The sequence below is a fragment of the Cytobacillus oceanisediminis genome (genome assembly GCF_004366035.1).
Taxonomy (GTDB): domain Bacteria; phylum Bacillota; class Bacilli; order Bacillales; family Cytobacillaceae; genus Cytobacillus; species Cytobacillus oceanisediminis_C.
The window spans coordinates 338,519-363,963 of record NZ_SOEE01000006.1 but is presented as its reverse complement, the minus strand read 5'-3'; the positions used below and the strand labels follow the sequence as shown (position 1 = coordinate 363,963).

Below are 25,445 nucleotides of genomic sequence, written 5' to 3'. Positions count from 1 at the left end.
AAATGCCATTTCAAGCATTCGCACCCACAGCCGCTTTACCATGAAGCCGATAATAAAAGCCTTCCTGTTCAAGCAGAGATTCATGTGTACCTTCCTCAATAATCCTGCCCTCTTCAAGAACAAAAATTTTATCCGCTTTCTGAATCGTATTCAGACGGTGGGCAATGACAAAACTGGTCCTGCCATTCATCAGTTCCTGAAGGGCATCCTGAATTTTAAGCTCTGTCACCGTATCAATGCTGCTTGTTGCTTCATCCAGAATTAAAATGCCCGGGTTGGCCAGAAATGCACGTGCAATGGAAAGAAGCTGTTTCTGCCCCTGACTAATGCCATTTCCGTCCTGACTCAGCACTGTCTCATACTGATGAGGAAGTTTCATGATAAAAGAATGGGCATTGGCAAGCTCAGCCGCCTCCACCACTTCTTCATCTAATGCTTCCAGCCTGCCGTAGCGGATATTTTCGCGCACAGTGCCGCTGAAAAGAAACGAGTCCTGCAGCACAAATCCCATATGCTTCCTCAGGCTTTCTTTTTTCACATTGGCTATATCTTCACCGTCAATTAATATACGGCCTGAGTCCCGTTCATAAAATCGGGAGAGTAAATTGATCATTGTTGTCTTTCCTGCACCTGTCGGACCAACTAAGGCAGCAGTCTGTCCTGCTTTTACATGAAGGCTTACATCCCTTACCGTATTCCCATCTTCTTCATATGAAAAAGATACATTTTGGAATTCAACCTCGCCTTTCACTACGGTAAGTTCTTTTAGCTGCTCATCATTTCTGAATTCTTCATCTTCATCCATAATGTCAAATACCCGCTCTGCTCCTGCAATCGCTGATAAAAGTGTGTTAAATTGATTTGCCAGGTCATTAAGCGGACGTGTGAATTGTCGGGAATACTCCGTGAATATGACAATGACACCGATTGAAATCATTCCATTCAGAGCAAAAATGCCTCCAACCCCCGCAATAATGGCAAAGCTCAAGTTGTTCAGAACATTCATCAGCTTCGGGATAAACCCGGAATATGTCTGAGCCCAGAACCCTGCCCCCCTAAGCTTTTCTCCTTTTTCCCGGAACTCGCCCATAACTTTCTTTTCCTGTGAAAAGGTCTTTATGATCCTCTGTCCTGATATGGTTTCTTCAATAAAACCGTTCAGCTCTCCAAGATTCTTTTGCTGCTCTTTGAATAACCTTCCTGTCCGTGCTGTAATCCATTTCATTCCAAAAAACATCAGCGGCACAATGATCAGTGTAATGAGCGTCAGCAAAGGACTGAGCCAAAGCATAACGGAAACAGTGCCAATTAAAGTCAGCAGGCTGGAAAAGACTTGGATCACTGAACTGTTCAGAGTCGAGCTGACATTTTCAATATCGTTTGTTACCCTGCTCATCAGTTCCCCCTGCTGCCGCTTGTCAAAGAACGGAATAGGGAGCTTATGCAAATGTTTGAAAAGCTTCGTTCTCATTGTAAATACAGTTTCCTGGGCGATGCCGATCATCCAATAATTCTGAAACCAAAGTGCAAGCGAGTTCATCACATAGATGACTCCGAGCCAGATCAGTAAGGCTATAAATCCATTGCGGTTCTTTGTGACAATATACTCGTCGATCGCCATCCCGACTAAATATGGACCAAGCAGCCCCATTGCTGAGCTGATAACCACCATTAATAGAACAAGAGATAACAACCCTTTATTGTAGGCTAAGTATGTCCAAATTCTTTTTAATGTGAAATTGATGTTCTCAGATTTCGGCTTTTTCCCTTTAGTAAATTCACCATTCAAGTCGAGAGGAATCTTTTTATATTGGAAAGGTTCTTTGAGCTGTTTAAGCATAATTTCTGTTCTCCTTTCCAGATTGGGATAGAAAAATCCGCTTATACAATCCTGATGTTTTAAGGAGATTCTCGTGGTCTCCCTCTGCCAGAAGCCTTCCATCTTTAAGCAAAAAGATTCTGTCTGCTTCCATTGCTGTACTGATTTTCTGTGTGATAATCAGTGTTGTACAAGGATATTTTTTTAAAGAACACAAAAGTTTTCCCTCTGTTTTCATATCCAGAGCACTTGTGCTGTCATCAAGCAGAAGGATTTTCGGCATTCTTACCAGCGCCCGTGCAATGGATAGACGCTGTTTTTGCCCGCCCGATAAATTAACACCCTTTTGTCCCACTTTTGTTTCATAACCTCCAGGAAGCTTCATAATCGTTTCATGTATCTGTGCATTGACAGCTGCTTCAGTTATTTCCTCCATCACGGCATCTTCCTTGCCCCATGAAATGTTCTCTTTCACACTGCCTGTAAAAAGCAGGGCTTCCTGAGGCACAAAGCCAATTTTCCTGCGGAGATTCTCCATTTTCATTTCCCGTACATCATGCCCATCTATTTCAACCTTACCTCCGGTCACATCATAAAGCCGGGGGATGAGCTGGAATAAAGATGTCTTTCCTGAGCCTGTTGCACCTAATATCGCTACTGTTTCCCCAGGATTTATTGTAAAGCTGATGCCATCCAGCACCTTCTCTGAAGTGCCTGGGTAATTAAAAGATACATTTTTAAATAGAATTTTGCCCTGACTTATTGTTAGGGCATTCTTGGATTCTGAGTTGTCTGTCAAATCCACATCAGTCTCCAGCACCTCTGCAACACGATTTGCAGAGGCCCTCGCCCTTGAGAATGCCATGATAATCCAGGAGAAAATGGAGAATGCGGCCGTTATTCTGGTAGCATAGTTAACAATTGCAACAATCTCTCCTACCTTTACTTCCCCTGCATTTACCTGTTTGCTGCCAAACCAAAGCACACCAAGAATACTTAGATTCATGATTAAAAGCAAAACAGGCATGGTCACTTCCATTAGACGCAATGCTTTAACCGTTCCATCTCTAAGATCCTCATTCGTGCGCGTAAATCGTTTCACTTCATGATTTCTGCGGACAAACGCTTTAATTAGCCGAATCCCGGTCAGATTCTCCTGCATGACGCTGTTCACAGAGTCCAGCTTTTCCTGGACTGCTTTAAAGAGCACGCCGCCTTTTCCCATTACCCAAAACAGAAATAGAAAAAGGAAGGGGGCCACAGCTGACAAGATAAGAGCAAGCTTCACATTTACCACAAAAGCCATTATAAGGCCGCCAACTATTAATAAAGGAGCTCTCATCATGATACGAAGACTCATAAAAACTGTATTTTGAAGCTGCGTAATATCATTAGTCATTCGGGTAATTAATGAAGATGTTGGAAAAAGATTAAAGTTGGCAAAAGAGAAGGATTGCACCTTGTCATATAAGCTTTTCCTTACATCAAAACCAAAGCTTTGGCTGACATGGGCAGCATAAAAGGAATTAATGACTCCAGCCGCAAAAGCGGCAAAAGAGGCAGCCAGCATAAACCCTCCCCACTTCACGACTTCCTGAAGATTGTTCTGAAGGATGCCTTTATCTATGATCTTTGCCATTAGCAATGGCTGAATAAGCTCAACAGCAAGCTCCGTCAGCATTAAGAATAATGCTATTGCCACCGCTATCCGGTAAGGCTTAAGAAATGCTAAAACTTTCGCCATTTATAGTCCCCCAAGCTGTAATTGCAATTTATAATATATGTATAATAAGACATCTAAAATCCTTCGACAAACTAAATAAACCTATTAATATCATAATCCTTTTTACAAAATTTTTAAATAATTCCAATTAAAAAATTAAAAAACGCCTGGATCAAACCAAGCGCCTATTTATTCTTATTTATATATGGGGGCAATCAGGTCGATTCTGTTTGTCCAGATGCCTCCTGAATAATCTTCAGGCAGCCGTTCCAGGTCCTCTGGTCTGTCAAATCCTTCCGACCAGTTCCCGTTCCCTGCAACCACAATAACTCTTGTGCCTGCATCATCCATTCGATTCAAGAACTTATTTGGCCAGCCCCACATCAGCTTTGTATATGATTCAGGAATATGAAGCTGTGTGTTTTTGCAGGAGTTTGGAACATATCCTGTCCACCCCGTTCCTAAATAAGGAAGAAGGCATTCTTTCAAAGTGGCCTTGGACATCACCCTCATTGCAGGCATTTCTTCCTTCAGTGCAGCAATAGGTTCGTCTCCTCCATAAACAGATATTTTCGCCAATCTGTCTTCTGAAAACATGGACAGGTATTCAGCAAGCTTTTCTCCTTCTTGGGGATCATTGCTTTTAATATGGATTAAGAAATCGCCTTCCGGAAACTGATTCAAGACTTCATCAAGGCTGGGCATCATCCCGATTCCTTTACCGCGAAACGGATAGGTTTTTCCATTATCCGCTGTATAGCCGTACCCAATGTCCAGCTTTTTTAATTCATTCATTGTATAATCTCTGGTATTTCCCTTTGCATTTGTCCGGCATTCCAGCGTCCAATCATGGAAAACCGCAAACTGTCCATCCTTTGTAAGCTGAATATCCAATTCAACTGCATCTGCACCTGCCTCAAAAGCAGCTTTCATGGAAGGAATCGTATTCTCAAGAAAGGAATTCTCAGGCTCGTAAATTCTTTCAGCCGTACACGTCTCCCCGGTTATCCCTTCCATATGAAAAGTCTGTGCCATTCCTCTATGGGCGAGAAGCAGCGGCTTAGCATTTCTTTCTTTTGTCAGCAGGGAGGTGTTGTTTAAAAACATAAATACCCCGAGAATTAATAAAATTATGATCATCCGTTTTAAGATTTTCTTTGTCTTTTTCATTTGTCCTCCGGTTATTGTATAAATAATTCTTTTCTCAACCGATTTTACCATAATGAAATAAGTAAAAATATAAAAGGCCAAATCAAAAGATTCGGCCTTTTATTGTTAGCTTGATTTCCGCCCCAGGTAAGCTTCCATAATTCTAGTATCATTCAGAAGCATCTGTGAGCTTCCCTCAGCAACCATTTTTCCTGTTTCCAGGACATACCCATAATCGGATATTTTTAGTGCTTGCCTTGCATTCTGCTCCACCAGAAGAACAGTAGTGCCCGCTTCGTTAATTTCTTTAATAATTTTAAAGATATCAGCCACTATTAGAGGCGCCAGCCCCATTGACGGTTCGTCAAGAAGAAGCAGCTTTGGTTTGCTGAGGATCGCTCTCGCTATGGCCAGCATCTGCTGCTGGCCGCCAGATAATGTTCCTCCAAGCTGTTTCTGCCTTTCTTCAAGGATTGGGAAACGTCCCATTACATTCTTAATATCCTGGGCAATTTCATTGTCCTTCCGATGGTACGCTCCCATCTCAAGATTTTCAAGCACTGTCATTCCTGAAAGAATTTGGCGGCCTTCCGGAACAAGGGCAATCCCTTTGCGCAGCAGCTGGTCCGGCCGCAGTCCCGTTACATCCTGCCCCTGAAATTGAATGCTGCCGGCTTGAGGCTTTAGCAATCCGGAAATGGTCTTCATAGTCGTTGTCTTTCCTGCTCCGTTAGCGCCAAGTATCGTAACAATACTTCCCTCTTCCACTTCAAGGCTGATGCTTTTAAGAACCTGGATTTTTCCATAAAATGCGTTAATCCCGTTTACCTTAAGCATACAAATCTTCCTCCTCGCTGCCGAGATAGGCTTCGATGACATCCGAATTATTTTGGATTTCAGCAGGTGTGCCTTCAGCAATCTTCTTGCCGAAGTTTAGCACGGCAATACGGTCGCATAATTTCATGACAAGCGGCATGTCATGCTCAATCAGCAGGACAGTAATGCTTTGTTCCTGAATTTTTTTGATGAGATGAAATAATTCGCTTGTTTCTGTTTCGTTCATTCCGGCTGCCGGTTCATCCAGCAGCAGCAGCTGAGGAGAGCTGGCCAGTGCCCGGGCAATTTCCAGCCTTCTTTGCTGGCCGTATGCCAGGCTGTCAGAAACAACATCCGCAAAACCTCCCAGCCCAACAAACTCTAATAGCTCATTCGCTTTGCTGCGGATTCTTTCTTCTTCTTTCCGCTGTGATTTTGTCCTGAATACACTGCTGAATACCCCGGATTTACTCCTGCAGTGCTCCCCAACCATCACATTTTCTTCTGCTGTCATCTGCGGAAACAAGCGAATATTCTGGAATGTTCTGCAAATGCCTTTTTTCGTGATCAGGTGCGGCTTTAAACCATTGATATTGTCTTCATTAAAGATAATCTCGCCTGAGGTAGGAGTAAACATCGATGTAATCAGATTGAACATCGTTGTCTTCCCGGCTCCGTTCGGACCAATCAGCCCAAAGATCTCACCCTGGTTAATAGAGAACGAGACGTCAGACAGGGCACTCAGCCCGCCAAAGTTTTTACATGCTTTTTTGACTTGAAGTACCATGCTTTTGCCTCCTCTTTGATGTTTTAAGCTTGAGCCAATTTAATATATTTACATCAATCAATCCCTGCGGCCGGACAGCCATCATAATAATAATGATCAGACCGTAAATCATGTAGCGGTATTCGCTTATAAACCTCAGTACCTCGGGCATTACAGTTAGAAAGAGCGCTCCAAACACCGGTCCCCAAATTACTTCGCTTCCCCCGAAAACTGCGAAAATCAATATCTCAACCGCACGGTGATAGGCAAAATCGGCAGGACTTATGTATGCAAGAACATGGGCAAATAATGCGCCTGCAAATCCGGCTACCAGTGCCCCCTGTGCAAATGCCAGGACCTTATAATAAGTAATATTGATGCCCATTGACTCTGCTGCTTTTTCATCCAGTTTAATCGCTGCGAAAGCCCGTCCCACTCTGGAACGGTTCTGCCTTCTGAAAAACGTGATTATACTGATTGTGACCCCTAATAAAATGAGGAAAATAGCTAGAAATACAAACTGGTTATTTTGGAGTCCAAGTATTTTGGGATCAAAACCAAATTCTTTTAAAGTATTCAGCAGCTCACGGCCCATATGCGGAATGCCCGATAAACCTACAGCTCCCTTTGTCATAGACTCCCAGTTTACAAAAATAACCCGGATCACCTCTCCAAACCCGAGGGTAACAATGGCTAGGTAAACACCCTGAAGCCTTAATGTCGGTATCCCGATAAGGATTCCAAATACACCCGCCAATAAAGTGCCTGCTAGTATCCCCCCAATAATCGGAAGGTCAAAGTTCAGCGTCAGAAGGGCCGATGTATAGGCACCGATCCCCATAAATCCTGCATTGGCAAGCGAGAGCTGACCAGTTGATAGAGTAATATATATACTTACCCCTAAAATAATGTTGATTAATATAAAAGAAGCTACCTGTAAATAATATGGATTTATTAATTCTGCAAGCATGAGTTCACCTTCTTACGCTGAAATTTTTTGGCCAAACAATCCCTGCGGCCTGATGAGAAGGATGACGATAATAGCCGCAAAAGCTATTGCATCCTTGTATCCCGAATTGCCGTAAACAACGACAAATGTTTCCGCCAGACCAAGGATAAGGCCCCCGGCCATCGCTCCCTTGACATTCCCCATGCCGCCAAGAATGATGATGGCAAGTCCTTTTAACCCAATGGATAATCCCATCTGAGGCGTAACAGAGTTAAATGCCATTCCGACAAGGATCCCGGCAATCCCGCCCATCGCAGATGCGATGATAACAGTCATCGTAATCGTTCTTTTCACATCAACACCAAGAAGGCTTGCAGTTTCCAGGTTTTCAGCGGTTGCCCTTAAGGCTTTTCCTGCCTTTGTTTTGCCTAGCCAAAAAGACAGGGCGTACATGAGAAGGACAGAAATGATAAAGATGACAATCTGCACAAGATATACGGTTATCGAACCAATCTGGAAACTTATTTCTGCAAAAGAAGCGCGGAAAGGATGGTTGCCTGGGCCAAAAATATGGTGTGAAAGGTTTTCCAGAAGTATCGAAACGCCAATGGTACTGATCAATGGCGCCAGATGGGATACCCCCTGTTTATTCCTGAGAGGTCTCAGGGCAAATCGCTCAAGCAGATAACCCATTGCGGCAGTTACCAAAATCGCTGCCATAAAGGCCAGCCAAAGCGGCCCTTTAAATGTGGAAGTGACAACAACCCCAATGAAGGCTCCGAACATAAAGATTTCTCCGTGTGCCATATTGATAATGCCAAGCACCCCGAAAACCAATGTAAACCCAAGTGCAACGATGGCATAAATGCTGCCAAGGGTAATTCCGTTTATTAATTGTTCAATTAACACGGTATTCACCTACTAACTTTATTTATTCTTAAAAGTAAGCTCTGGCACTGAAAGCGCCAGAGCTTCACTTTTGCAGCTTTCTTAATTAAATTCCTTAAATGCCCCGCCTTCGATAACCAAGACGGTCGGTTCCATTACGACATCCCCTTCTTCATCAAAAGAGAACTCTCCAAGGATTCCGTTAAAGCCTTTGATTTCGGCCAAAGCGTCACGAAGTGCATCACGGTCAGCTTCACCCGCATTTTTTAATGCTTCAGCCATAATGTATAGCGCATCGTAAGCCTGGGCTGCAAATTGGTCTGGCTTTTTGCCGTATTCTTCCTCATATTTACCTACAAATTCCTTGACCTTATCATCTTCTTTTTCACCATACCAAGGAGTTGCCACAATCAGGCCATTTGCTGCATCCCCTGCGATATTGATGACCTCAGGAGAATTAAAGCCGTTTCCTCCGACAAACGGGACATCAATGCCCATTTTCCTTGCCTGATCCATTATGACTGCACCTTCATTGTATAGAGCTGATGCCAGAATAAGGTCTGGCTTTAAACCTTTAATTTTCGTCAATTGTGCATTATAGTCTGATTGTCCTTTTTGGAAAGTTTCAATCGTTAAGATTTCAAGGCCCTTCTCTTCTGCTGCTTTTTTCATCGTGTCAAAGCCCGATTTTGTAAAAACATCATCATTTCCATATAGAATTGCTACTTTTTTAGCATCATATTTCTCAATGGCTTTATCTATTGAAGCCGGAATCGCCAATGCTTCAGGCAGCGAGTTGCGGAAGACATAGTCCCCAATTTGCGGAATCCCTTCTGCAGTGGTTGAAGTCCCCATAATCGGTACTCCGTTCAGATCAGCTTCCGGACCAACTACATTCATTTCTGTACTTAATGTAGGTCCGATAATGCCTGTCACATTCTCTGAATTCATAAGCTTTTGTGCTGCTGTCAATGCCTGATCCTGCTTGCCGGCGGAATCTTCTATAACAAGGTTTATCTCGACTTCACCCTTGCCATTGATTTCTTCCTGTGCGAGCTTTAAGCCATTCGTGATAGCTTCGCCATAAGCTGCACCTGGCCCGCTGATATAAGAAATAACTCCAATATCCGCTTTAACTGCTCCTCCGCTGCTTTCCCCGTCCTCATCCCCTGCAGCCTGATTGCCGCCACATGCAGAGAGGACAAGCAAACTGGACAATGCTGTAAATTGCGCAAATTTTTTTAACTGCTTTCTCATTTTCTCTAGCCCCCGTTTTTTCAGAAATAAGTAAATATTCAAAACTATATTACTATTTAAATACAAATGCTTGTCAATGTAAACAATAATATGGAAACTTTTCTTACATATTAATTGACAACGGAAAGCGGAAGTTTCGTGAAACAGAAGCAGATGTTTCACCGTCTGGAAAATGCAGCCTTTCATTGTCTCCTGTCAACAATAGATATAGAGAATCTTTGTTTTTTATGAACATTGTCGTAACTTGTCACAGAATTGTAAGATTAGTCTAAAGATATAACCATTGGAGGTGCTTGTTAAAATGGAAGCGATTACAAGAGATTTTTTTCTTTATTTATCAAAAAATAGCTTACTTAATAAAATTGCCCAGAACAGAGGCGGAAGCTTTGCTGCAGGTAAATTAATTGGCGGAGTTGATTTCAAAAGCAGTGTCCGCTTTATCAGAGATCTGAATAATCAAGGACTTTCTGTAACAGTGGACCATTTGGGAGAATTTGTTGATTCTGTTGAAGTGGCTAATGAACGGACAGAGGAATGTATTTCGACCATTGAAATGATCAGCAAAGAAGGACTTGATTCACAGGTATCCCTAAAAATGACTTCCCTTGGTCTGGATATCGATCATGATCTTGTTGTGAAAAACATGACAAGAATTCTTGATACTGCCGAGAAGCACAAGATTATGGTGACAATTGATATGGAGGATGTACCGCGCTGCCAGGCCACTATCGATTTGTTTAAAAAGTTTAAAGAGAAGTACAGCTGTGTAAGCACAGTTCTGCAGGCTTACCTGTATCGGACTGAAAAGGACCTCGAGGATTTGGGGAAATACCAGCCTTTTTTAAGAATGGTAAAAGGTGCTTATAAAGAATCACCGGAGCATGCTTTTCCTGAAAAGACAGATGTAGATGAAAACTATAAGAAATTAATTGAGCAAAGTCTTTTAAACGGAAATTATACAGCAATAGCTTCCCACGATGATCAGATCATCGAGTACACAAAAGAATTAGCAAAGAAGCATAACATTCCAAACGATCGCTTTGAATTCCAAATGCTCTATGGCATGAGGAATAAAACACAGCTGGAACTGGCAAAGCAAGGCTATAAAATGCGTGTCTATGTACCATACGGAATGGACTGGTATGGATATTTTATGAGAAGGCTCGCTGAACGCCCGGCTAATATTGCTTTTGCTTTTAAGGGCATTTTCAAAAAGTAACACTTTAAAATTATTTTTCTTCCAAAACAATAAAATACAGCTATAATAATAACCAGCCATTCTTGATTTCTAAGTAAAGAGAAAGCAGGTCCACTGCTTTCTTATCGCTTATTTTATCTAAATATTTGTAAACTAACAAAAAGGAGGCTTACAAATGGATTATGCATTAATTATATCCATTACCGTGTATATGATTGGGATGCTTTGGATTGGCTATTATGCCTATAAAAGAACTTCCAATCTATCAGACTACATGCTCGGAGGACGAACACTGGGTCCTGCGGTAACCGCTTTAAGTGCGGGCGCTTCCGATATGAGCGGCTGGCTGCTGATGGGACTCCCGGGTGCCATGTATGCCACTGGCCTAAGCGCTTCCTGGATTGTCCTCGGCTTAACACTCGGGGCATGGGCGAACTGGCTTTATGTTGCACCTAGGCTCCGCACATATACTGAGGTGGCCAATGATTCAATTACGATTCCTGGTTATTTAGAAAACCGTTTCGGAGATGCTTCCAAAATCCTGCGCCTGATTTCAGGATTAGTTATCTTAATTTTCTTTACCTTTTATGTATCATCAGGCATGGTATCCGGGGGAGTATTATTCCAAAGCACTTTCGGGCTGGATTACCACACAGGTTTATGGATCATCACAGGTGTTGTAGTAGCTTATACACTATTTGGAGGATTTCTTGCGGTTAGCTGGACAGACTTTGTTCAAGGTCTGATTATGTTTATCGCCCTCATTCTTGTACCATTAGTAGCACTTTTCCATTTAGGCGGATTTGGGCCGGCAATTGATACTGCAAGAACAATCAATCCAGCGTTCCTTGATATCTTTAAAGGAACAAGTCTATTAGGCATCATTTCCCTTTTTGCTTGGGGCCTTGGCTATTTTGGTCAGCCTCATATTATCGTCCGCTTTATGGCTATAAGTTCTGTTAAAGAAATCAAGAAAGCCACCCGCATTGGGATGGGGTGGATGATTTTCTCGAGTATTGGAGCTATGCTGACCGGTTTTGTGGGAATTGCTTATGTTGCTGATAAAGGCATTTCAATAGAGGACCCTGAAACCATTTTCATTCTTCTTGGGGAGGTATTATTCCACCCGATCATCACTGGATTCTTAATCTCAGCCATTCTGGCAGCTATCATGAGTACCATTTCATCACAGCTGCTTGTAACATCAAGTTCATTAACGGAAGATTTATATAAAACGTTCTTCCGCCGCTCAGCTACAGATAAAGAATTAGTTACAATAGGAAGATTATCTGTATTGCTGGTTTCTATCATTGCATTGATTATTTCATGGGAGAAAAATGAAACGATTCTAGACCTTGTGGGTTACGCATGGGCTGGTTTCGGATCCGCTTTCGGACCTCTTATCATTCTTAGCTTATATTGGAAGCGCATGACAAGATGGGGAGCATTAGCCGGAATGATTGTTGGGGCAAGCACTGTCATAATTTGGTCTCAAGCCGGATTATCTGATGTACTTTATGAAATGATTCCTGGCTTTGCTGCCAGCTTAATTGCCATCATAGTGGTAAGCCTTCTAACTGCAAAGCCATCTGCAGAAATCGAAAAACAATTTACTGACTTTGAAAAATCTTTAAAATAACCTTAAAGCTTCAGGACTGGGCCAAGAAAATGCCCGGTCCTTTTTCTTTCGGCAAAATACGAGTGGTGCCTCCCATTGTTTTTCACTATAATAAGAACAGCAATGTTTAGGAGGGAGCCCTAATGAGTCAGCCGCTGGAGAAAATCCTTAATATGACAGATATTGATGAGATTACAGAAATGGTCAGCACTTTTTTAAAGAAGCCTGTTGTCATCGAGGATGAACAATTCTCATTGCTGGCCTATAGCTCGTATTATATTGAACATTTTGATTTGGCGAACCAGCAGACCATATTTTCGAAGAGGTGGCCCATACCCATTTTGGAGAAGTTTATGGATGAAGGCATTGTTGATCAGTTAAAGACAATTCCTGAGCCTTTTAGAATAAAGAAAATGGAAGAAATCGGCCTTAACCAGCGCGTGGTTGTAAGTGCAAAATATAAAGAGCAGATACTGGGTTTTATTTGGGTTCAGGAATTAGAAGGCTCTCTATCTGAAAGCGAAATGAACTTTCTGCATGATGTTTCCTTCCATATTGGAAAGCTATTATATCAGAAAAACCTGAAAAAACTGCGCAAAGAAGAAGAAAAACATCAATTTTATCAAAAGATTATTGATCGTACCTATCAGACGGAAGATCAAATCAAATGGGAGGCTGCCAACGTTAAAATCATCCTTCCGGAGGCCTTTATCATCAATGTATTTTCTGTCGTGCAGGCAGATGAAGAGATATTTGCGGAATTAAATGAAACCGTTCGGCTGTTCGCGAATGCCCTCAGCCATCCAGCTCACATATTTACAAACCAGCATGAAATTATCGTCATGATCGGCAGCAGTTCCCCTGCACCTGGCAGCCTATCAGAAGACGCACATGAATTAACAAATACCGTTCTTAGCCAATTCAGATCGCAGACTGTGTATGCAGGGATCGGAGGAGAATATTCCTCCATCTTAAAACTGCGCAAAAGCTATGCAGAGGCCCTAGAGGTCATCAAAGCCGCCAAATTCATTGGATCACCTGAAGAATTGCCATATGAATATAAAAAGCTATGGGTTTTCCGTTATTTAGAACCCATTGCCCAGCATAACAGCCAGACTAAATATGTAAATGAAGACCTTATGAAGCTGCAGAGAAAAGACCTGGAAAGCCAAACCAGCCTGCTGAAGACGCTTGAAGTGTATTTATTGAACAACTGCCGCCTTAAGCCGACAGCAGAACAGCTTTTCATCCATACAAATACATTAAAATACCGAATGAAACAAATTACTGATTTAACATCCATCGACTTTGATGACTTTAACACAAGATGCCAGCTGTACATTGATTTACAGCTGCTCAAGCGGAAGAAATAAGATGCAGGGTGGAGCAAGCGCTTCATGGCAACTATTTTTCTCTTTGCTTCTTGATTTTCGGCTTCATGAAGTGCTCATGGCGACTATTTTCCTCTTTGCTTCCTGATTTTCGGCTTCATGAAGCGCTCATGGCGACCATTTTTCTCTTTGTTTCCTGGTTTTCGGCTTCATGAAGCGCTCATGGCGACCATTTTTCTCTTTGCTTCCTGGTTTTCGGCTTCATGAAGCGCTTCATGGCAACTATTTTTCGCTTGCTTCCTGATTTCCGGCTTCATGAAGCGCTCATGGCGACCATTTTTCTCTTTGTTTCCTGGTTTTCGGCTTCATGAAGCATTCTTGGCAACTTAGTACCTATGTTTCCTAATTCCAGTTTCATGAAGCATTCTCTCCTATCACCGGCTTCTAAACTTACCTGGATTCTCAATTCTAATAGAAACAACGTCTCCGCAGCTTAAACAAAAACGATAGATTTTTAAAGACCCTGCTGACAGCTTTTTATTTAATGGTTTAACCGGCATGAAGTCGGTGCCTTCCGCAAATTCCGTACTTTTGCATCTTGGGCATTCCTCAATATGATTCACTTCTATCAATCCCTTCTGCTTATATACGAAACCAAATAGTAAAAGTTCCAAAAAGAAATGCCTGTCCCCTTGCCAGGGAGCAGGCATCTTTATTGTTCTTCTTTTTCCGGCTTAAATAAAAAATATGAGATGACTCCTGATAATAGTGCTGCACCAGCTGCTATCAGCAATCGAATCAACAAATCTATTTGCTGATAATCTTTATTAAGCATCCACATTGCTGCTGCAGCTACAAGAATCATTATGGGAATGACAATAAGCTTCCTGTTCTTCAAGATTTTTTACATCCTTTCGTGCTAACCATAACTTATTATATAAGAATTAAGCAAAAATAGATAATATCATCCCTCTTGCAACCCCTTCCAATTTTCATAATTATTAAACCTTATTTTTTTGCCCTCATTCCCTTTACAAAGGGGCTTTAAGGGCTTTATAATCCCGTTGTTCCACTTTTTACGGATCTCGAAAAAAACTATAAAAAAAGGAGGTTGCGGCGATGCGGCAAAAACTGTTTTCTTTTATCATGATTAACCTGGGAGCATTCCTGGTTTCTATAAATGTCCATTTTTTCTTGTCCCCCAATAATTTAGCAACTGGAGGGGTCAGCGGATTGTCGATTATCATGAATGACTTATTTCCCAATTTCTCCATCGGTGCTTTCATGATCCTTGTCAATTTGATCCTGTTTGCAGTTGGTTTTATTTTTCTTGGATCAGGCTTTGGGGCAAAAACTATTTATGCGAGCTTCGCTTTGTCATTTTTTGTGTGGGCGCTTGAAAAATACGCCCCAATGGCCCATCCGATAAGCGATGACCTGCTTATTCAGCTGATCATTGGGCAGTGCATCGCCGCGACCGGAATGGCAATTGTCTTTAACCAGCAGGCTTCTACTGGCGGGACAGACATCATCGCCATGATTTTTAATAAATACTTAAATATTGAAGTTGGCAGAGGAGTGCTTCTTGCGGATTTATTGATCGCCCTGTCTTCCGCCGTTCTGTTCGGCCCGCAAGTTGGCATGTATGCATTTTTCGGGGTCATAATTAATGGATTCGTCATTGATTATGCACTTCAGCAATTCAATTCAAACAAAGAAATTGTTATTATCAGCCGCCACAGTGATGAAATTAAAACCTATATCGTTCATGAACTGGGCAAGGGTGCAACCATCCATTCCGCAACTGGTGCCTTCACATCCGATAAAAAAGAAGTCATTACAACTATCCTGGGAAGAAAAGATTTCACAAAGCTGAAAAGTTACATTACCCAGGTTGATAATAAGGCATTTATCACGGTTCATACGATGAATGAAATTCTTGGCCAGAATTTTAAAAGGCTGGCATAATGGTAAAGCTTCATCCGCAAAGGATGGAGCTTTATTTTATATGCAGTGGCTTTGCCTTGGGCTTCAGAGCCATGTAATGAGTTATAGCGAAAACGGAATTATCCTATACATACGCGGTCCTGGTGGCTGCTTTTTTGTTTGCCTCATTTTGGTTTTAAATAAATCCTATGTGGAAAAGGTTAGAAAAGGAGGCGTTAGCATGAAAGTAATTGTAATCGGTGCCAATGGAGATGTGGGCGAGCATGTAATCAGAAAGCTCGCAGAGAGGAAGCTTGAAGCTCTTGCCGTTGCTGCAAATGAAAACCAAACTGAAGATCTTATAAAATTGGGTGCAGCCCATGCAATAGTATATGACGAGCAAAAGCTCATTCCCCATCTTCAGGCATCAGATGCAGTGATTTATTTAACAGGCGTCAATCCTAAAAAACATTCGAGTAAAACAGTCATGGTCGATCACCAATCTATTTCAGATATCATCCAATTAGCACAAAAATCCGGTGTTAGGCGATTTGTGATGATGAGTGCAGTCAAAGCGGAGGAAAGTGACACGGACCCTTCCCGCAAGATTGCGGCGAAGGATCTTCCAGAAGATATGCTTAAAGCGGCCAATTTGGTCTACACGGTTATCCGGATTGGCCAATTAACGGACAAACCCGGCAGCGGAAAGATTACCCTGTCAGAGAAAATACATGACCGGGATGCTGAGATTCCGCGTGAGGATGCAGCCGAAGTTCTAGTAGAGTCTATTGATAAAGAAGCTATCTTTAATTCAACCATAGAGGCAGCATCAGGCAACACCGCTATACGTGAAGCCCTCAGCCAGTTTTAATAGAAGGAGGATAAAATGAGTTTAACAGATTCCCTTGTTATAGCATTATTCATTTTTATTGCTTTGGTTATTTTTGTGCCAGTCATTCTATTTATTTATTGGTATGTAAAAGATGACAGGCAGAAACAGCACTCTATACTCAGAAACTTCCCGGTAATTGGGAAGGTGCGATACATCACAGAAAAAGTGGGGCCTGAGCTAAGACAGTACCTATTCAATAATGATACAGAAGGCAAGCCTTTTTCCAGAAAGGAATACCAGGATGTTGTCAAAGCAGGCAAATACAAAGAAAGGCTAATAGGATTCGGATCTATAAGAGATTTTGATGAAGAAGGCTTCTATATACGCAATACCTTGTTCCCTAAACTCGTTGATGAGATGAAGGTAGATAATACACAGAAAGTTAAAACACGTGTTTATAAAGTAGATGGGGACAATTTATTTTCAAGAAAGGAACACAGCGAAGAGAAATTGGCCGATCCCTACTATCTGCGGGATGAGGATGCGGTTGTGCTGGGAGAAAAAACCTGCCGGCAGCCATTCAGAGTCAAGGGACTTGTAGGCCAATCTGCCATGAGCTATGGCTCTCTTGGAGAAAAAGCGATCACTGCTCTTTCAAAAGGTCTTGGCCTTGCCGGCGGCACCTGGATGAATACCGGTGAAGGCGGTCTGTCCCAGTATCATCTGGCCGGCAGCCCGGACATCATAATGCAAATTGGCCCTGATATGTTTGGCGTCCGAAAGCCAAACGGGGAATTCTCCTGGGAAGAATTTAAAAAGAAAAGTGAAATACCTGAGGTAAAAGCATTTGAACTAAAGCTTGCACAGGGAGCGAAAACCCGCGGCGGCCATGTTGAAGGTGAAAAAGTAACCGAAGAAATTGCCAGAATCCGGCTAGTAGAGGTTGGCAAAACGATTAACAGTCCAAACCGTTTCTATGAATTTGAGGATGCCCCTTCCATGTTCGATTTTATTGAAGAGCTCCGGAGTATAGGCGGAAAGCCTGTCGGAATGAAAATAGTGGTAGGCGATCTTGATGCCCTGGAGAGCATGATTTCCTATATGAAAGAGAGCGGCAAAGGCCCTGATTTTATTACAGTTGATGGCGGTGAAGGCGGAACAGGGGCTACTTATCAGGAGCTTGCAGACAGTGTGGGGCTCCCCATCCAATCAGCCCTGACAGTTGTGGATGAAATGCTGAGAGAGTACGGAGTCAGAGACCGTGTGAAAATTATCGCATCCGGTAAATTGATCACTCCTGATAAAATTGCCATTGCTCTTGCGATGGGAGCTGATCTGGTCAATATTGCAAGGGGCTTTATGATCAGCGTCGGCTGCATCATGGCTCAAGTCTGTCATACAAATCACTGTCCTGCAGGGGTTGCGACAACCGACAAAAAGCTGCAGGACGGATTGATTGTTGATGAAAAACATTACCGGGTCTGCAACTATGTCATCTCTCTAAGAGAAGGACTATTTAATCTTGCAGCAGCTGCAGGAATCGATAATCCGGCGCAATTTGAAAGAAAACATATTGTTCATAAAGATAAATTCGGCAGAGTCTCTCCTATTGAAGATCTACTGCATGCAGCCAAACGCGCACAGCTGCAGAAAGAAAGCTGACAAACTGATGCCTGGTCCCGTATGGACCAGGTTTTTTGACCTCTTATTTCTTTGCTAATAAGCAATAAGATTTACCCCCCGCTCCTTTTTCTTACATAAAAACGGGACTATCGTGTTATTTTGAGGTTATCATTCGATATTCCCGGGCAATAAAGGTATAATTTAGTTTGGTAAAAAAATAGATAGCTAGAAAAAAGTGTTTACATAAGGGAGGATTTTAGGATGGGATGGGTAATCGCCATATTATTTGGTTCAGCAGTCGTGCTGCTCATTTTATCGTTTTTAAAAACGGCGCAATCCAAATCAAATATTGAGCAGCAAATTGATCAGGTTACTTTTACATTAAAAAATGAAATTCATGAACTCCAGCAGCAAATCAGAAATATTGAATTGGATGCTGAGATTACAGCAAAGCAATCCGGGGCAATGAGCGGGCCATCAGAAGAGCGATTGTTGCTTCGCGAAGTACTGGATATGCATAAACGCGGATATTCTAATGAAAGCATTGCATTAAAAAAACAGCTTACACCGAACGAGGTCGACCTTATGCTTCTGCCTTATACAGCGAACAAAGGTGAAAGGAGCATGGTTGCCCAATGACACCAAATACCTTGCGCAGTTTTGCAGCAGGCCTTTTAGCGGCGGCCATCTTGACAGGAAGCGTCTACCTTTTTGGACCCTCTGAAGCAAAGAGTACAGAAAAGCCTTCTGATCAGACAGAGAAAGCAGAAAAGCTGTCAGATAAAGAGATGATTGAACTGCTGGCATCTAAAGGCTACGTCATCAACACTGAAGCTGAATGGAGCAAACAGCTTGCTGCCGCAGCAAAGTCCAGCGAGAAAAAAGATGAAAAAGTAGAAGAGAAAACTGAGGACAAAACCGGCGAAAAAGTCGTTTACCGGACTATTTTAACGGTATCAATGGGAATGACCAGCATTGACGTGGGAAACGCACTTGAAAAAGCCCATATTATTGAAAGCGGAGTCCAATTCTATAAAGATGTAGAAAAACGGGGTCTTGAGAACGATTTGCGTCCCGGCACGTTTGAAATAGAAAGCGGAATGACAACAGACGAGATCATTTCAGTTGTATTTAAGTAAGAAAAGCTCCTTTTCGGTGAAAAGGAGCTTTTTTCTATAATTCAATCGCAATAATTTGGTGTCACAGGAACCTTTATGTTCGAATAACGCCAATTTATGTGCGGATAAGAGTTTTTATGTGCGTATAACACAAATTTATATGCGGATAGAAATATTTATGTGCGCTCAAAGAAAGAAACTCCTTACTCTTTCAAAAATTTGCGAATATTCTCAGCAAGTTCTTCCGGTGCCTCATACATGCTCATATGTCCGGCAGCTTTAATGTTCACTTGCTTGATGTTAGGTCCTTCAACTGCAAATGACTTTTCAAGAGGGATAATCTGGTCTTTGTCTCCAGCGACAAGTAATAACGGGAGCTTTGTACTTTTCAGGACATGGCTGCGGTCTGCACGCAGTTTCATCGCTTTCAAAGCAGCCTTTGCACCTTCAGGGCTTGTACGATAGCCAATCTCTTTGGCCATTTGAATTTCCTCGGGATGTTTCTCACCGGGCGCAAAGAGCTTGGGCACAAGTCCTTCAATAAAGGACTTAATTCCTTCTTTATCAAGTTTGCCTGCAGCGATATCTCTTCCTTTCTTTCCTTCTTCTGAATCAGGGCTGGCTGTTGAATGGACAAGAGAAAAGGATTTCAGCTTCTCCTCATAGGATTCAGCAAATGCAAGTGTTACATAGCCGCCCAATGAGTGTCCGAAAAGAGATACTTTCCCCAGCCCCAGCTCATCTATAGCCCCTTTGATTACTTCAGCCATCTTCTCAATTGACGGATCACCGGCTGGCAAACTTGACCCCCCATGTCCTGGAAGGTCCACCGCAATGACGCGAAAGTCCTCCGCCAAAATTGGAATCACCCTTGCCCAGTAATCTTTGCTGCCGCAAAAACCATGCAGCAATACCAGCGGCTCACCTGTGCCTTCATCATAATAAGAGATGGCAGTTCCATTTACATTTTTTATTTTTGCGTCCATTTAAAAATACCTCCTTTATTTCGCGAGTAAATCCTGATATTCCCTCTTTCGGTCAAAAACAGCTTTTGCATATGAGCAGGCAGGAACAATCTTATAGCCTTTGCTGCGCGCATCCTGAACAACACTTTCCAGCAGTTTTCCTGCAACTCCCTGTCCGCGCAGGGAGTCACTTACATATGTATGGTCTATGGTTATGACGGAATCGCCGCTTGGAATATAGGTAATCTCAGCAATCATGTTCCCTTTATCATCATTGATAAAAAAACGATTTTCTTCTTTTTCTATATCTCTATTCATAACATATCCTCCTTCAAATAAGATTAACTCTAATATGTCCTTCTTCATAATGTTATCATACTGTCTTCAAAGTTATCAGAATACCCTATCCTACATCTTCCCTGCTAAATGAAACCTTTAAACTTTAATTTTTCCTGCGGTCACTAAAATTGTTTTTACATAGGCCGCTTTATGGGTATGGCCAGAATCAAGAATTGGATAAACACTTTATAATCAAAGGAAATCCCCTTCTGCAATCCAGCAGAAAGGGATTTTTTTCTTTTATCCATTAATCTTATTTTGACTTGTATTATAAGATACTGCAAACCCTTCTGTGGTATTACTCTATATGAGCCATTAATAAAATATCAGCTATTTCTTTGTATCCTTTTCTTCTGGCAAGCTCAACCGGCTTCACACCATATTGGTCTGTAAGGCTTGTATCGGCCCCGTGTTCAAGCAATAGCCTTATGATGGCCTGCTGGGTTTCTCCTCCATCATTCAAAACAATGGCTTCAATCAAAGGTGTCCATCCGCAATAATTGGTATGGTTCACGTTTATATCTGTAAATGTTAAAAGCTCCCGAACTACCTCTATATGTCCCTTTTCGCAGGCTGGAGTAATACCCACTCCGCCAAATCTCGTTAAGAGATTAATATCAGCCCCAGCGCTAATCATCATTTTTACTAACTTCAAATCTCCCTGAATGCATCCATATAAAAATGGGTTTAAGCTGGTTTGATCCTGAAGATTAATGTCAGCCCCTGACTCCGCCAGATAATGAACCAAATCATAATGCTTATTTATCGAAGCAATCAAAATGGCCGTTCGTTTTTTCTTATCCTGCAGATTAATATTAATGCCGCTCTCTATACAGGCTTTCAAACATTCAAGGTCACCATTTTCTGCTGCTTCGAATAACACAAGGCTATCATCAATTTTTAACATATTACCCTCCATAAAATATGGTATTTATATCAGGAAACGCTTTTATGTCAGCTGTCCTGCGACAACTTTTCCTCTAAAAATTACCGCTTCTCTTTCAGGTGTTCTCGCAACTGCTTCTGCAGAACACGAAGCATTGACAAGTACCATGTTTGCTTCTTCTCCCTCAAGCGGCCAACTCATCTCTCCACCCTTGTTTAATGGGACAGGACCCCCAGTGGCCCATTTTAATGATTGTGCCAGGGAAATTTCATCGCTCTTACGATAAAGCTCACCATATCTCGTTACTTTTTCCAGCAGATCTCCATTCCCGAAAGGCCCCCATGAATCATAGAAACCATCGCATCCCAGATATACCTTTACACCTTTCCTGTCCAAGAGTTCAATTGGCGGAAGAGATTTTGTTATAGGAATAGTGGACATGATCGCCATTCCAAGCTCATTCAATCTTTCCGCCATTTCTTCTGCTTGCGGCACTGGTACTTCCCCTAAACAAAATGCATGGCTTACAGCAGCACGATTGTGCCACTTTGCTTCTTCTATCATTTCAGCAAATTTATCGATAGTATATAATCCAGCATGTCCGCCATCATGTAAATGGATATCTATATCTGCATCAAATTCTGTACTCAGATTCATGACTTCATAAAGTGACTTTTCAATGTTGCGGTCAATTCCAGCAGGATCAAGACCGCCTACAATGCTGGCACCAGATCTCATCGCTTCTTTCATGAGAGGAATTACATGTTCCCTTAACAGGCCGTGTTGAGGGAAAGCTGCAATTTCGTATGTCAGTTTGTCGGAATAGTCTTCTAAAGCTTCTCTTACGCCCTCCAGGTTCTTCAAGCCTATATAGGGATCAATATTTACATGGGTACGAATATGAGTTGATCCCTTAGAAAGGAGAAGCTCAATCATTTTGCTTGCCCGCTGTTTGGCTGTAGGCGCTAATTCCTCAAGCTCCATAGCTTCATACCTTAAACGTTCCTCTAAATTTTTGACCGGCCTGCAAGCCTTCCAATCAAGAGAAAGATAGGTCTTATCAAGATGGTTGTGCATCTCTTTAAAAGATGGCAGTGCCAAAAACCCTCTTCCATCCACTGTAATTTCGTTTTTCGAAATTTCATATCCGCTGCCCTGTTTTTCTATCACTTTTCCATCTTCAATTTTTAAATGAAATAGTTCAGTTTTTGTAGTATAAACTCCCTTTTCATCCTGGAGATATCCAGTTTCAAGCTTAATGTTTGTTAACCAATGGGACGCAGGCATTACTTAATCCTCCTTTTTACTCTTAAACTATGAATTTATTATGTTTAGTTCAGTTCGTTTGCTTTCAACCTTATTGCCTTTGAAAAATAATGACTCAACCGGTGCTCTTCTTGCAATTGCCTCTGCTGAACATGCCGCATCAACAAGCATCATCGTTGCATCGTCGCCGACTTTTGGCCAAACCCGTTCACCAGCTTTATTCAGGGGAGTAATACCGCCAGTTGCAAATTTCAAGACTGATGATAAAGAATATTCATCAATCATTCGGAACCTTTCCGCAAGGGTCCCCAGTTTCTGTATGGTGTTTCCTGTTCCGAACGGGGACCAATGATCGGTGATGCTGTCATGCCCTACTGAAACGGGAATACCGTAACGATCCAGGGCAGGAACTGGAATAGTTGTACGATTAATTGGAATGGTAGTGGTCACGTCAATTTCCTGCTCTTTTAATATTGCCGCCATTTCAGCCAATGCTTCTCCGGACAGGTCGGCTAAAGCAATTCCATGGCTAATTGTTGCTCTTCCTGCCATGCCTGCTTCTTTTGTATAATCTGCCATTCTCTCAAAGGTAAAAGCTCCCAATGAGTTAGGATCATGAAGATGGATATCGACTCCCTTATTATGCTCTGCTGCAATTTCAAAAATAGTATGCAGGGACTTTTCAATGTTTCTGTCCACGGTAGCTGGATCCACACCGCCAACTAAGGTGGCACCATTTTTCATAGCATCCCGAATTAACTGAACAGAACCGCTTCTCAGCAGTCCATGCTGCGGAAACGCAACAATGTCATATGTAAGGACATCTTCATATTTTTTTAGTGCATTGACAGTAGCTTCCAAGTTTTTCAGGCCAATTACAGGGTCAACATTACAATGTGTGCGAATGTGGGTATGGCCATTTTTCAAATACAGCTCTATCATTTTTTCAGCACGTTCTTGTGCGGTTGGGAGAAGCTTTGGCAAAAGCTCCTTTTCCTCTTCTAATCTAGTGAAAATGCCATTTGTGATTGGTGTACAGGCTTTCCATGGCCCCCCGTAATAGGTTTTGTCAATATGAATATGCATATCTCTTAAAGAAGGAAGTACAAGCTTCTGTTTTGCATCAAGTTGGTTTTCATTAGAATCCGGAGCAACCTGTGAAATTTCTGCAATTTTTCCATCTTCGATTTTCAAGTGGCAAATTTCTGTGCTTGTCCCTGTAATTTGTTCATTTTCGCAGATGAATCCTTTTTCTAGCCGAACATTTGTAATCCATAGAGCTGTCATTCTGATTCCCCCTTAATATTGAAAATGAAGGAAAAGCACTTTTTTCTTCAAAAGTACTTTTCCGTTTCACTTTTTAATTTTTTTATTTACTTAATGACTGCATCATCAATCATTAAATAATTGGCAGCATTCAGCCAAAAGCCGCTTACGTTTTTACTGTGCGCAGCCATATGTTCATAGTTCCGGATTGGAATATAGACCGCATCCTCTAATTCCATTTGCATCACTTTTTCATAAAGATCCTTCCGCTTTGCTTCGTCAGTCTCTCTTCGTGCTTCTTCAATGATTTTGTCTACCTCTGGGTTGCTGTAATAGAAATGGTTTCCAGGAGGTCCCTGTGAAGCAGTATGGAAAAGATTATACTGATTATAATCACCATCTCCAGTGGCATTTCCCCATCCTCCGATAAATAAATCATGCTCAGATTTATCAATTGTATCGATATATGCTCCATATTCCATTACTTGAATATCTACCTCAACGCCAATTCCCTTTAATTGCGATTGAATAACTTCAGCCATATTGATGCGTTCTTTTCTATCACTTGTCAGTAATTTAAGCTTAAGTCCGTTTTCATATCCTGCTTCTTTTAACAATTTCTTCGCTTCATTTAAATCATAATCATAAGGCTTAACTTTTTCACTGTGGCCAAACACCTTTGGACTCATCGCTGCATTGGCAAGTGTGCCCACATTGTTATAAACCCCTTTAATGATCGCTTCTCTCTCAACGGCATGGCTGATTGCTTTGCGGACTTTAACATCATCCAATGGTTTTTTCTTCGTGTTAAATCCAATATATTCAACTGCAAGCCCCTCAGCCCGGAGAAGTCCCATCGAATCAGAAGCCTCTATACGCTCAATTTCTGTAACAGGCACCTGATCATTAATATGCGCTTCCCCAGTTTCAATCATAGCCAGCCGAGTTGCGTCTTCTGGTACAACCTTAAAAACAACCTCATCAATACTTGGCTGTTTTCCCCAATAGTTTTCATTTTTCTTCAAGGAAATTTCCTGTCCAGTTTTCCAATCTTTAAAAACAAACGGGCCTGTACCAACAGGTTTCTCTGCAAGCGTCTCCTGGTTTTCGGCCAGCGCCTTTGGACTCATGATGCTTCCCTCGCTGCTTGCAAGAATAGAAAGCAGTGGAGCATATGGATAATCAAGCAATAATTGTACTGTGTATTCATCAATTACTTTTACTTCATTAATCATCGCGAATTTCTCGCGCTGAGGCGATCCAGTGTTTGGATCCAGCAACCGGTCAAAGGTGGCCTTTACAGCTTCAGCGTTAAACGGTGTACCGTCATGAAAGGTTACGCCTTCTTTTAATTTAAACTCCCAGGTCGTATCATCAATGACATTCCATTCTGTTGCCAGCAGCGGCTGAATATTCATATCTTTATCTGGTTCCACTAACGTTTCATATACTTTTTGATAAATAATATTTGCTGAAGGAATGTCTGTTATAAAGTGAGGATCTAATTTTGTTGCATCTGATAAACGGACAACTGTCAAGGTGCCCCCATCCTTTTTACCTTCGGATTCATTGCCGGCTTCCTGCTCTGTTTTTGTTTGTGTAGAACATGCTGTAGACAGCAGCATCATTAAGCTTAGGAAAATCATTAGCATTCCCTTTCGAAAGTGCATTCTATCTTTCTCCATTTTTCTCTCCCCTTTTTCGGTAAAT

24 protein-coding genes are annotated in these 25,445 nt (G+C 41.9%); 8 read left to right on the top strand and 16 right to left on the bottom strand.

Translation table 11 applies throughout. The features are described 5' to 3' along the window. Nucleotides 1–10 precede the first annotated feature (10 nt). From DFO72_RS17290 to DFO72_RS17255, 8 genes are all read right to left on the bottom strand, one after another. Nucleotides 11–1,840, bottom strand: coding sequence for an ABC transporter ATP-binding protein (locus tag DFO72_RS17290; RefSeq protein ID WP_113883190.1), 1,830 nt, complete (start codon nucleotides 1,838–1,840; stop codon nucleotides 11–13). Next, nucleotides 1,833–3,563: an ABC transporter ATP-binding protein gene (locus DFO72_RS17285; protein WP_113883189.1), complete on the bottom strand. Its 1,731-nt coding sequence runs from the start codon at nucleotides 3,561–3,563 to the stop codon at nucleotides 1,833–1,835. The genes DFO72_RS17290 and DFO72_RS17285 overlap by 8 nt, the downstream gene beginning before the upstream one ends. 174 nt (nucleotides 3,564–3,737) lie before the next feature. Next, nucleotides 3,738–4,712 carry a glycerophosphodiester phosphodiesterase family protein gene (locus DFO72_RS17280; protein WP_113883188.1) on the bottom strand — a complete coding sequence of 325 codons (975 nt, stop codon included), beginning with the start codon at nucleotides 4,710–4,712 and terminating at the stop codon, nucleotides 3,738–3,740. Nucleotides 4,713–4,817: 105 nt separating this feature from the next. Beyond that, nucleotides 4,818–5,528 (bottom strand): ABC transporter ATP-binding protein, encoded by a 711-nt coding sequence (locus DFO72_RS17275; protein ID WP_113883187.1) that lies wholly within the window; start codon nucleotides 5,526–5,528, stop codon nucleotides 4,818–4,820. Beyond that, nucleotides 5,521–6,294 carry an ABC transporter ATP-binding protein gene (locus tag DFO72_RS17270; protein ID WP_113883186.1) on the bottom strand — a complete coding sequence of 258 codons (774 nt, stop codon included), beginning with the start codon at nucleotides 6,292–6,294 and terminating at the stop codon, nucleotides 5,521–5,523. Before DFO72_RS17270 ends, DFO72_RS17275 begins: the two co-directional genes overlap by 8 nt. After that, on the bottom strand, nucleotides 6,266–7,243 hold the full coding sequence (locus tag DFO72_RS17265; protein ID WP_113883185.1) for a branched-chain amino acid ABC transporter permease: 978 nt from the start codon (nucleotides 7,241–7,243) through the stop codon (nucleotides 6,266–6,268). The genes DFO72_RS17270 and DFO72_RS17265 overlap by 29 nt, the downstream gene beginning before the upstream one ends. Before the next feature lie 12 nt (nucleotides 7,244–7,255). Further along, entirely contained in the window at nucleotides 7,256–8,131 is an 876-nt protein-coding gene (locus DFO72_RS17260; RefSeq protein ID WP_009335816.1) for a branched-chain amino acid ABC transporter permease, read from the bottom strand. Between the two features lie 81 nt (nucleotides 8,132–8,212). After that, nucleotides 8,213–9,367 (bottom strand): ABC transporter substrate-binding protein, encoded by a 1,155-nt coding sequence (locus DFO72_RS17255; protein ID WP_113883184.1) that lies wholly within the window; start codon nucleotides 9,365–9,367, stop codon nucleotides 8,213–8,215. Nucleotides 9,368–9,668: 301 nt separating this feature from the next. Between DFO72_RS17255 and DFO72_RS17250 the strand changes: the two genes are divergently transcribed. The 3 genes from DFO72_RS17250 to DFO72_RS17240 all read left to right on the top strand — a co-directional run bounded on the left by DFO72_RS17250 (nucleotide 9,669) and on the right by DFO72_RS17240 (nucleotide 13,556). Then, nucleotides 9,669–10,586 (top strand): proline dehydrogenase family protein, encoded by a 918-nt coding sequence (locus DFO72_RS17250; RefSeq protein ID WP_113883183.1) that lies wholly within the window; start codon nucleotides 9,669–9,671, stop codon nucleotides 10,584–10,586. A 154-nt stretch (nucleotides 10,587–10,740) separates the two neighbouring features. Then, nucleotides 10,741–12,204, top strand: coding sequence for a sodium/proline symporter PutP (putP, locus tag DFO72_RS17245; protein ID WP_113883182.1), 1,464 nt, complete (start codon nucleotides 10,741–10,743; stop codon nucleotides 12,202–12,204). Between the two features lie 122 nt (nucleotides 12,205–12,326). Further along, nucleotides 12,327–13,556 carry a PucR family transcriptional regulator gene (locus DFO72_RS17240; RefSeq protein ID WP_113883181.1) on the top strand — a complete coding sequence of 410 codons (1,230 nt, stop codon included), beginning with the start codon at nucleotides 12,327–12,329 and terminating at the stop codon, nucleotides 13,554–13,556. Nucleotides 13,557–13,948: 392 nt separating this feature from the next. Here DFO72_RS17240 and DFO72_RS17235 read toward each other — a convergent pair whose 3' ends face one another. Then, on the bottom strand, nucleotides 13,949–14,188 hold the full coding sequence (locus tag DFO72_RS17235; protein ID WP_243856195.1) for a hypothetical protein: 240 nt from the start codon (nucleotides 14,186–14,188) through the stop codon (nucleotides 13,949–13,951). Between the two features lie 38 nt (nucleotides 14,189–14,226). Next, nucleotides 14,227–14,412, bottom strand: coding sequence for a hypothetical protein (locus tag DFO72_RS17230; protein ID WP_009335811.1), 186 nt, complete (start codon nucleotides 14,410–14,412; stop codon nucleotides 14,227–14,229). 221 nt (nucleotides 14,413–14,633) lie between these two features. Here DFO72_RS17230 and DFO72_RS17225 point away from each other — a divergent pair, with 221 nt between their 5' ends. The 5 genes from DFO72_RS17225 (at nucleotide 14,634) to DFO72_RS17205 (ending at nucleotide 19,034) form a co-directional block, all read left to right on the top strand. Continuing rightward, the gene (locus DFO72_RS17225; RefSeq protein ID WP_113883180.1) at nucleotides 14,634–15,482 is read left to right on the top strand and encodes a YitT family protein; all 849 of its coding nucleotides are present in this window, start codon (nucleotides 14,634–14,636) and stop codon (nucleotides 15,480–15,482) included. Between the two features lie 199 nt (nucleotides 15,483–15,681). Further along, a complete protein-coding gene (locus tag DFO72_RS17220; protein ID WP_113883237.1) occupies nucleotides 15,682–16,311 on the top strand; it encodes an NAD(P)H-binding protein in 630 nt (209 codons plus the stop codon). 15 nt (nucleotides 16,312–16,326) lie between these two features. Continuing rightward, nucleotides 16,327–17,934 carry an FMN-binding glutamate synthase family protein gene (locus tag DFO72_RS17215; protein WP_113883179.1) on the top strand — a complete coding sequence of 536 codons (1,608 nt, stop codon included), beginning with the start codon at nucleotides 16,327–16,329 and terminating at the stop codon, nucleotides 17,932–17,934. A gap of 222 nt (nucleotides 17,935–18,156) precedes the next feature. Continuing rightward, a complete protein-coding gene (locus tag DFO72_RS17210; protein ID WP_113883178.1) occupies nucleotides 18,157–18,534 on the top strand; it encodes a hypothetical protein in 378 nt (125 codons plus the stop codon). Then, nucleotides 18,531–19,034, top strand: a complete 504-nt coding sequence (locus DFO72_RS17205) for a hypothetical protein (RefSeq protein WP_113883177.1) — start codon at nucleotides 18,531–18,533, stop codon at nucleotides 19,032–19,034. The genes DFO72_RS17210 and DFO72_RS17205 overlap by 4 nt, the downstream gene beginning before the upstream one ends. A 182-nt stretch (nucleotides 19,035–19,216) precedes the next feature. On the opposite strand, the gene DFO72_RS17200 is transcribed toward DFO72_RS17205, so the two are convergent. From DFO72_RS17200 to DFO72_RS17175, 6 genes are all read right to left on the bottom strand, one after another. Beyond that, a complete protein-coding gene (locus DFO72_RS17200; protein WP_113883176.1) occupies nucleotides 19,217–19,999 on the bottom strand; it encodes an alpha/beta fold hydrolase in 783 nt (260 codons plus the stop codon). 15 nt (nucleotides 20,000–20,014) lie between these two features. Then, a complete protein-coding gene (locus DFO72_RS17195) occupies nucleotides 20,015–20,296 on the bottom strand; it encodes a GNAT family N-acetyltransferase (protein ID WP_113883175.1) in 282 nt (93 codons plus the stop codon). Nucleotides 20,297–20,615: 319 nt separating this feature from the next. Continuing rightward, nucleotides 20,616–21,224 carry an ankyrin repeat domain-containing protein gene (locus DFO72_RS17190; RefSeq protein ID WP_113883174.1) on the bottom strand — a complete coding sequence of 203 codons (609 nt, stop codon included), beginning with the start codon at nucleotides 21,222–21,224 and terminating at the stop codon, nucleotides 20,616–20,618. Between the two features lie 42 nt (nucleotides 21,225–21,266). Further along, the gene (locus DFO72_RS17185) at nucleotides 21,267–22,490 is read right to left on the bottom strand and encodes an amidohydrolase (RefSeq protein WP_113883173.1); all 1,224 of its coding nucleotides are present in this window, start codon (nucleotides 22,488–22,490) and stop codon (nucleotides 21,267–21,269) included. 27 nt (nucleotides 22,491–22,517) lie between these two features. Continuing rightward, nucleotides 22,518–23,756, bottom strand: coding sequence for an amidohydrolase family protein (locus tag DFO72_RS17180; protein WP_113883172.1), 1,239 nt, complete (start codon nucleotides 23,754–23,756; stop codon nucleotides 22,518–22,520). An 86-nt stretch (nucleotides 23,757–23,842) separates the two neighbouring features. Further along, nucleotides 23,843–25,405, bottom strand: a complete 1,563-nt coding sequence (locus DFO72_RS17175; RefSeq protein WP_181782330.1) for a glutathione ABC transporter substrate-binding protein — start codon at nucleotides 25,403–25,405, stop codon at nucleotides 23,843–23,845. Nucleotides 25,406–25,445: the final 40 nt, after the last annotated feature.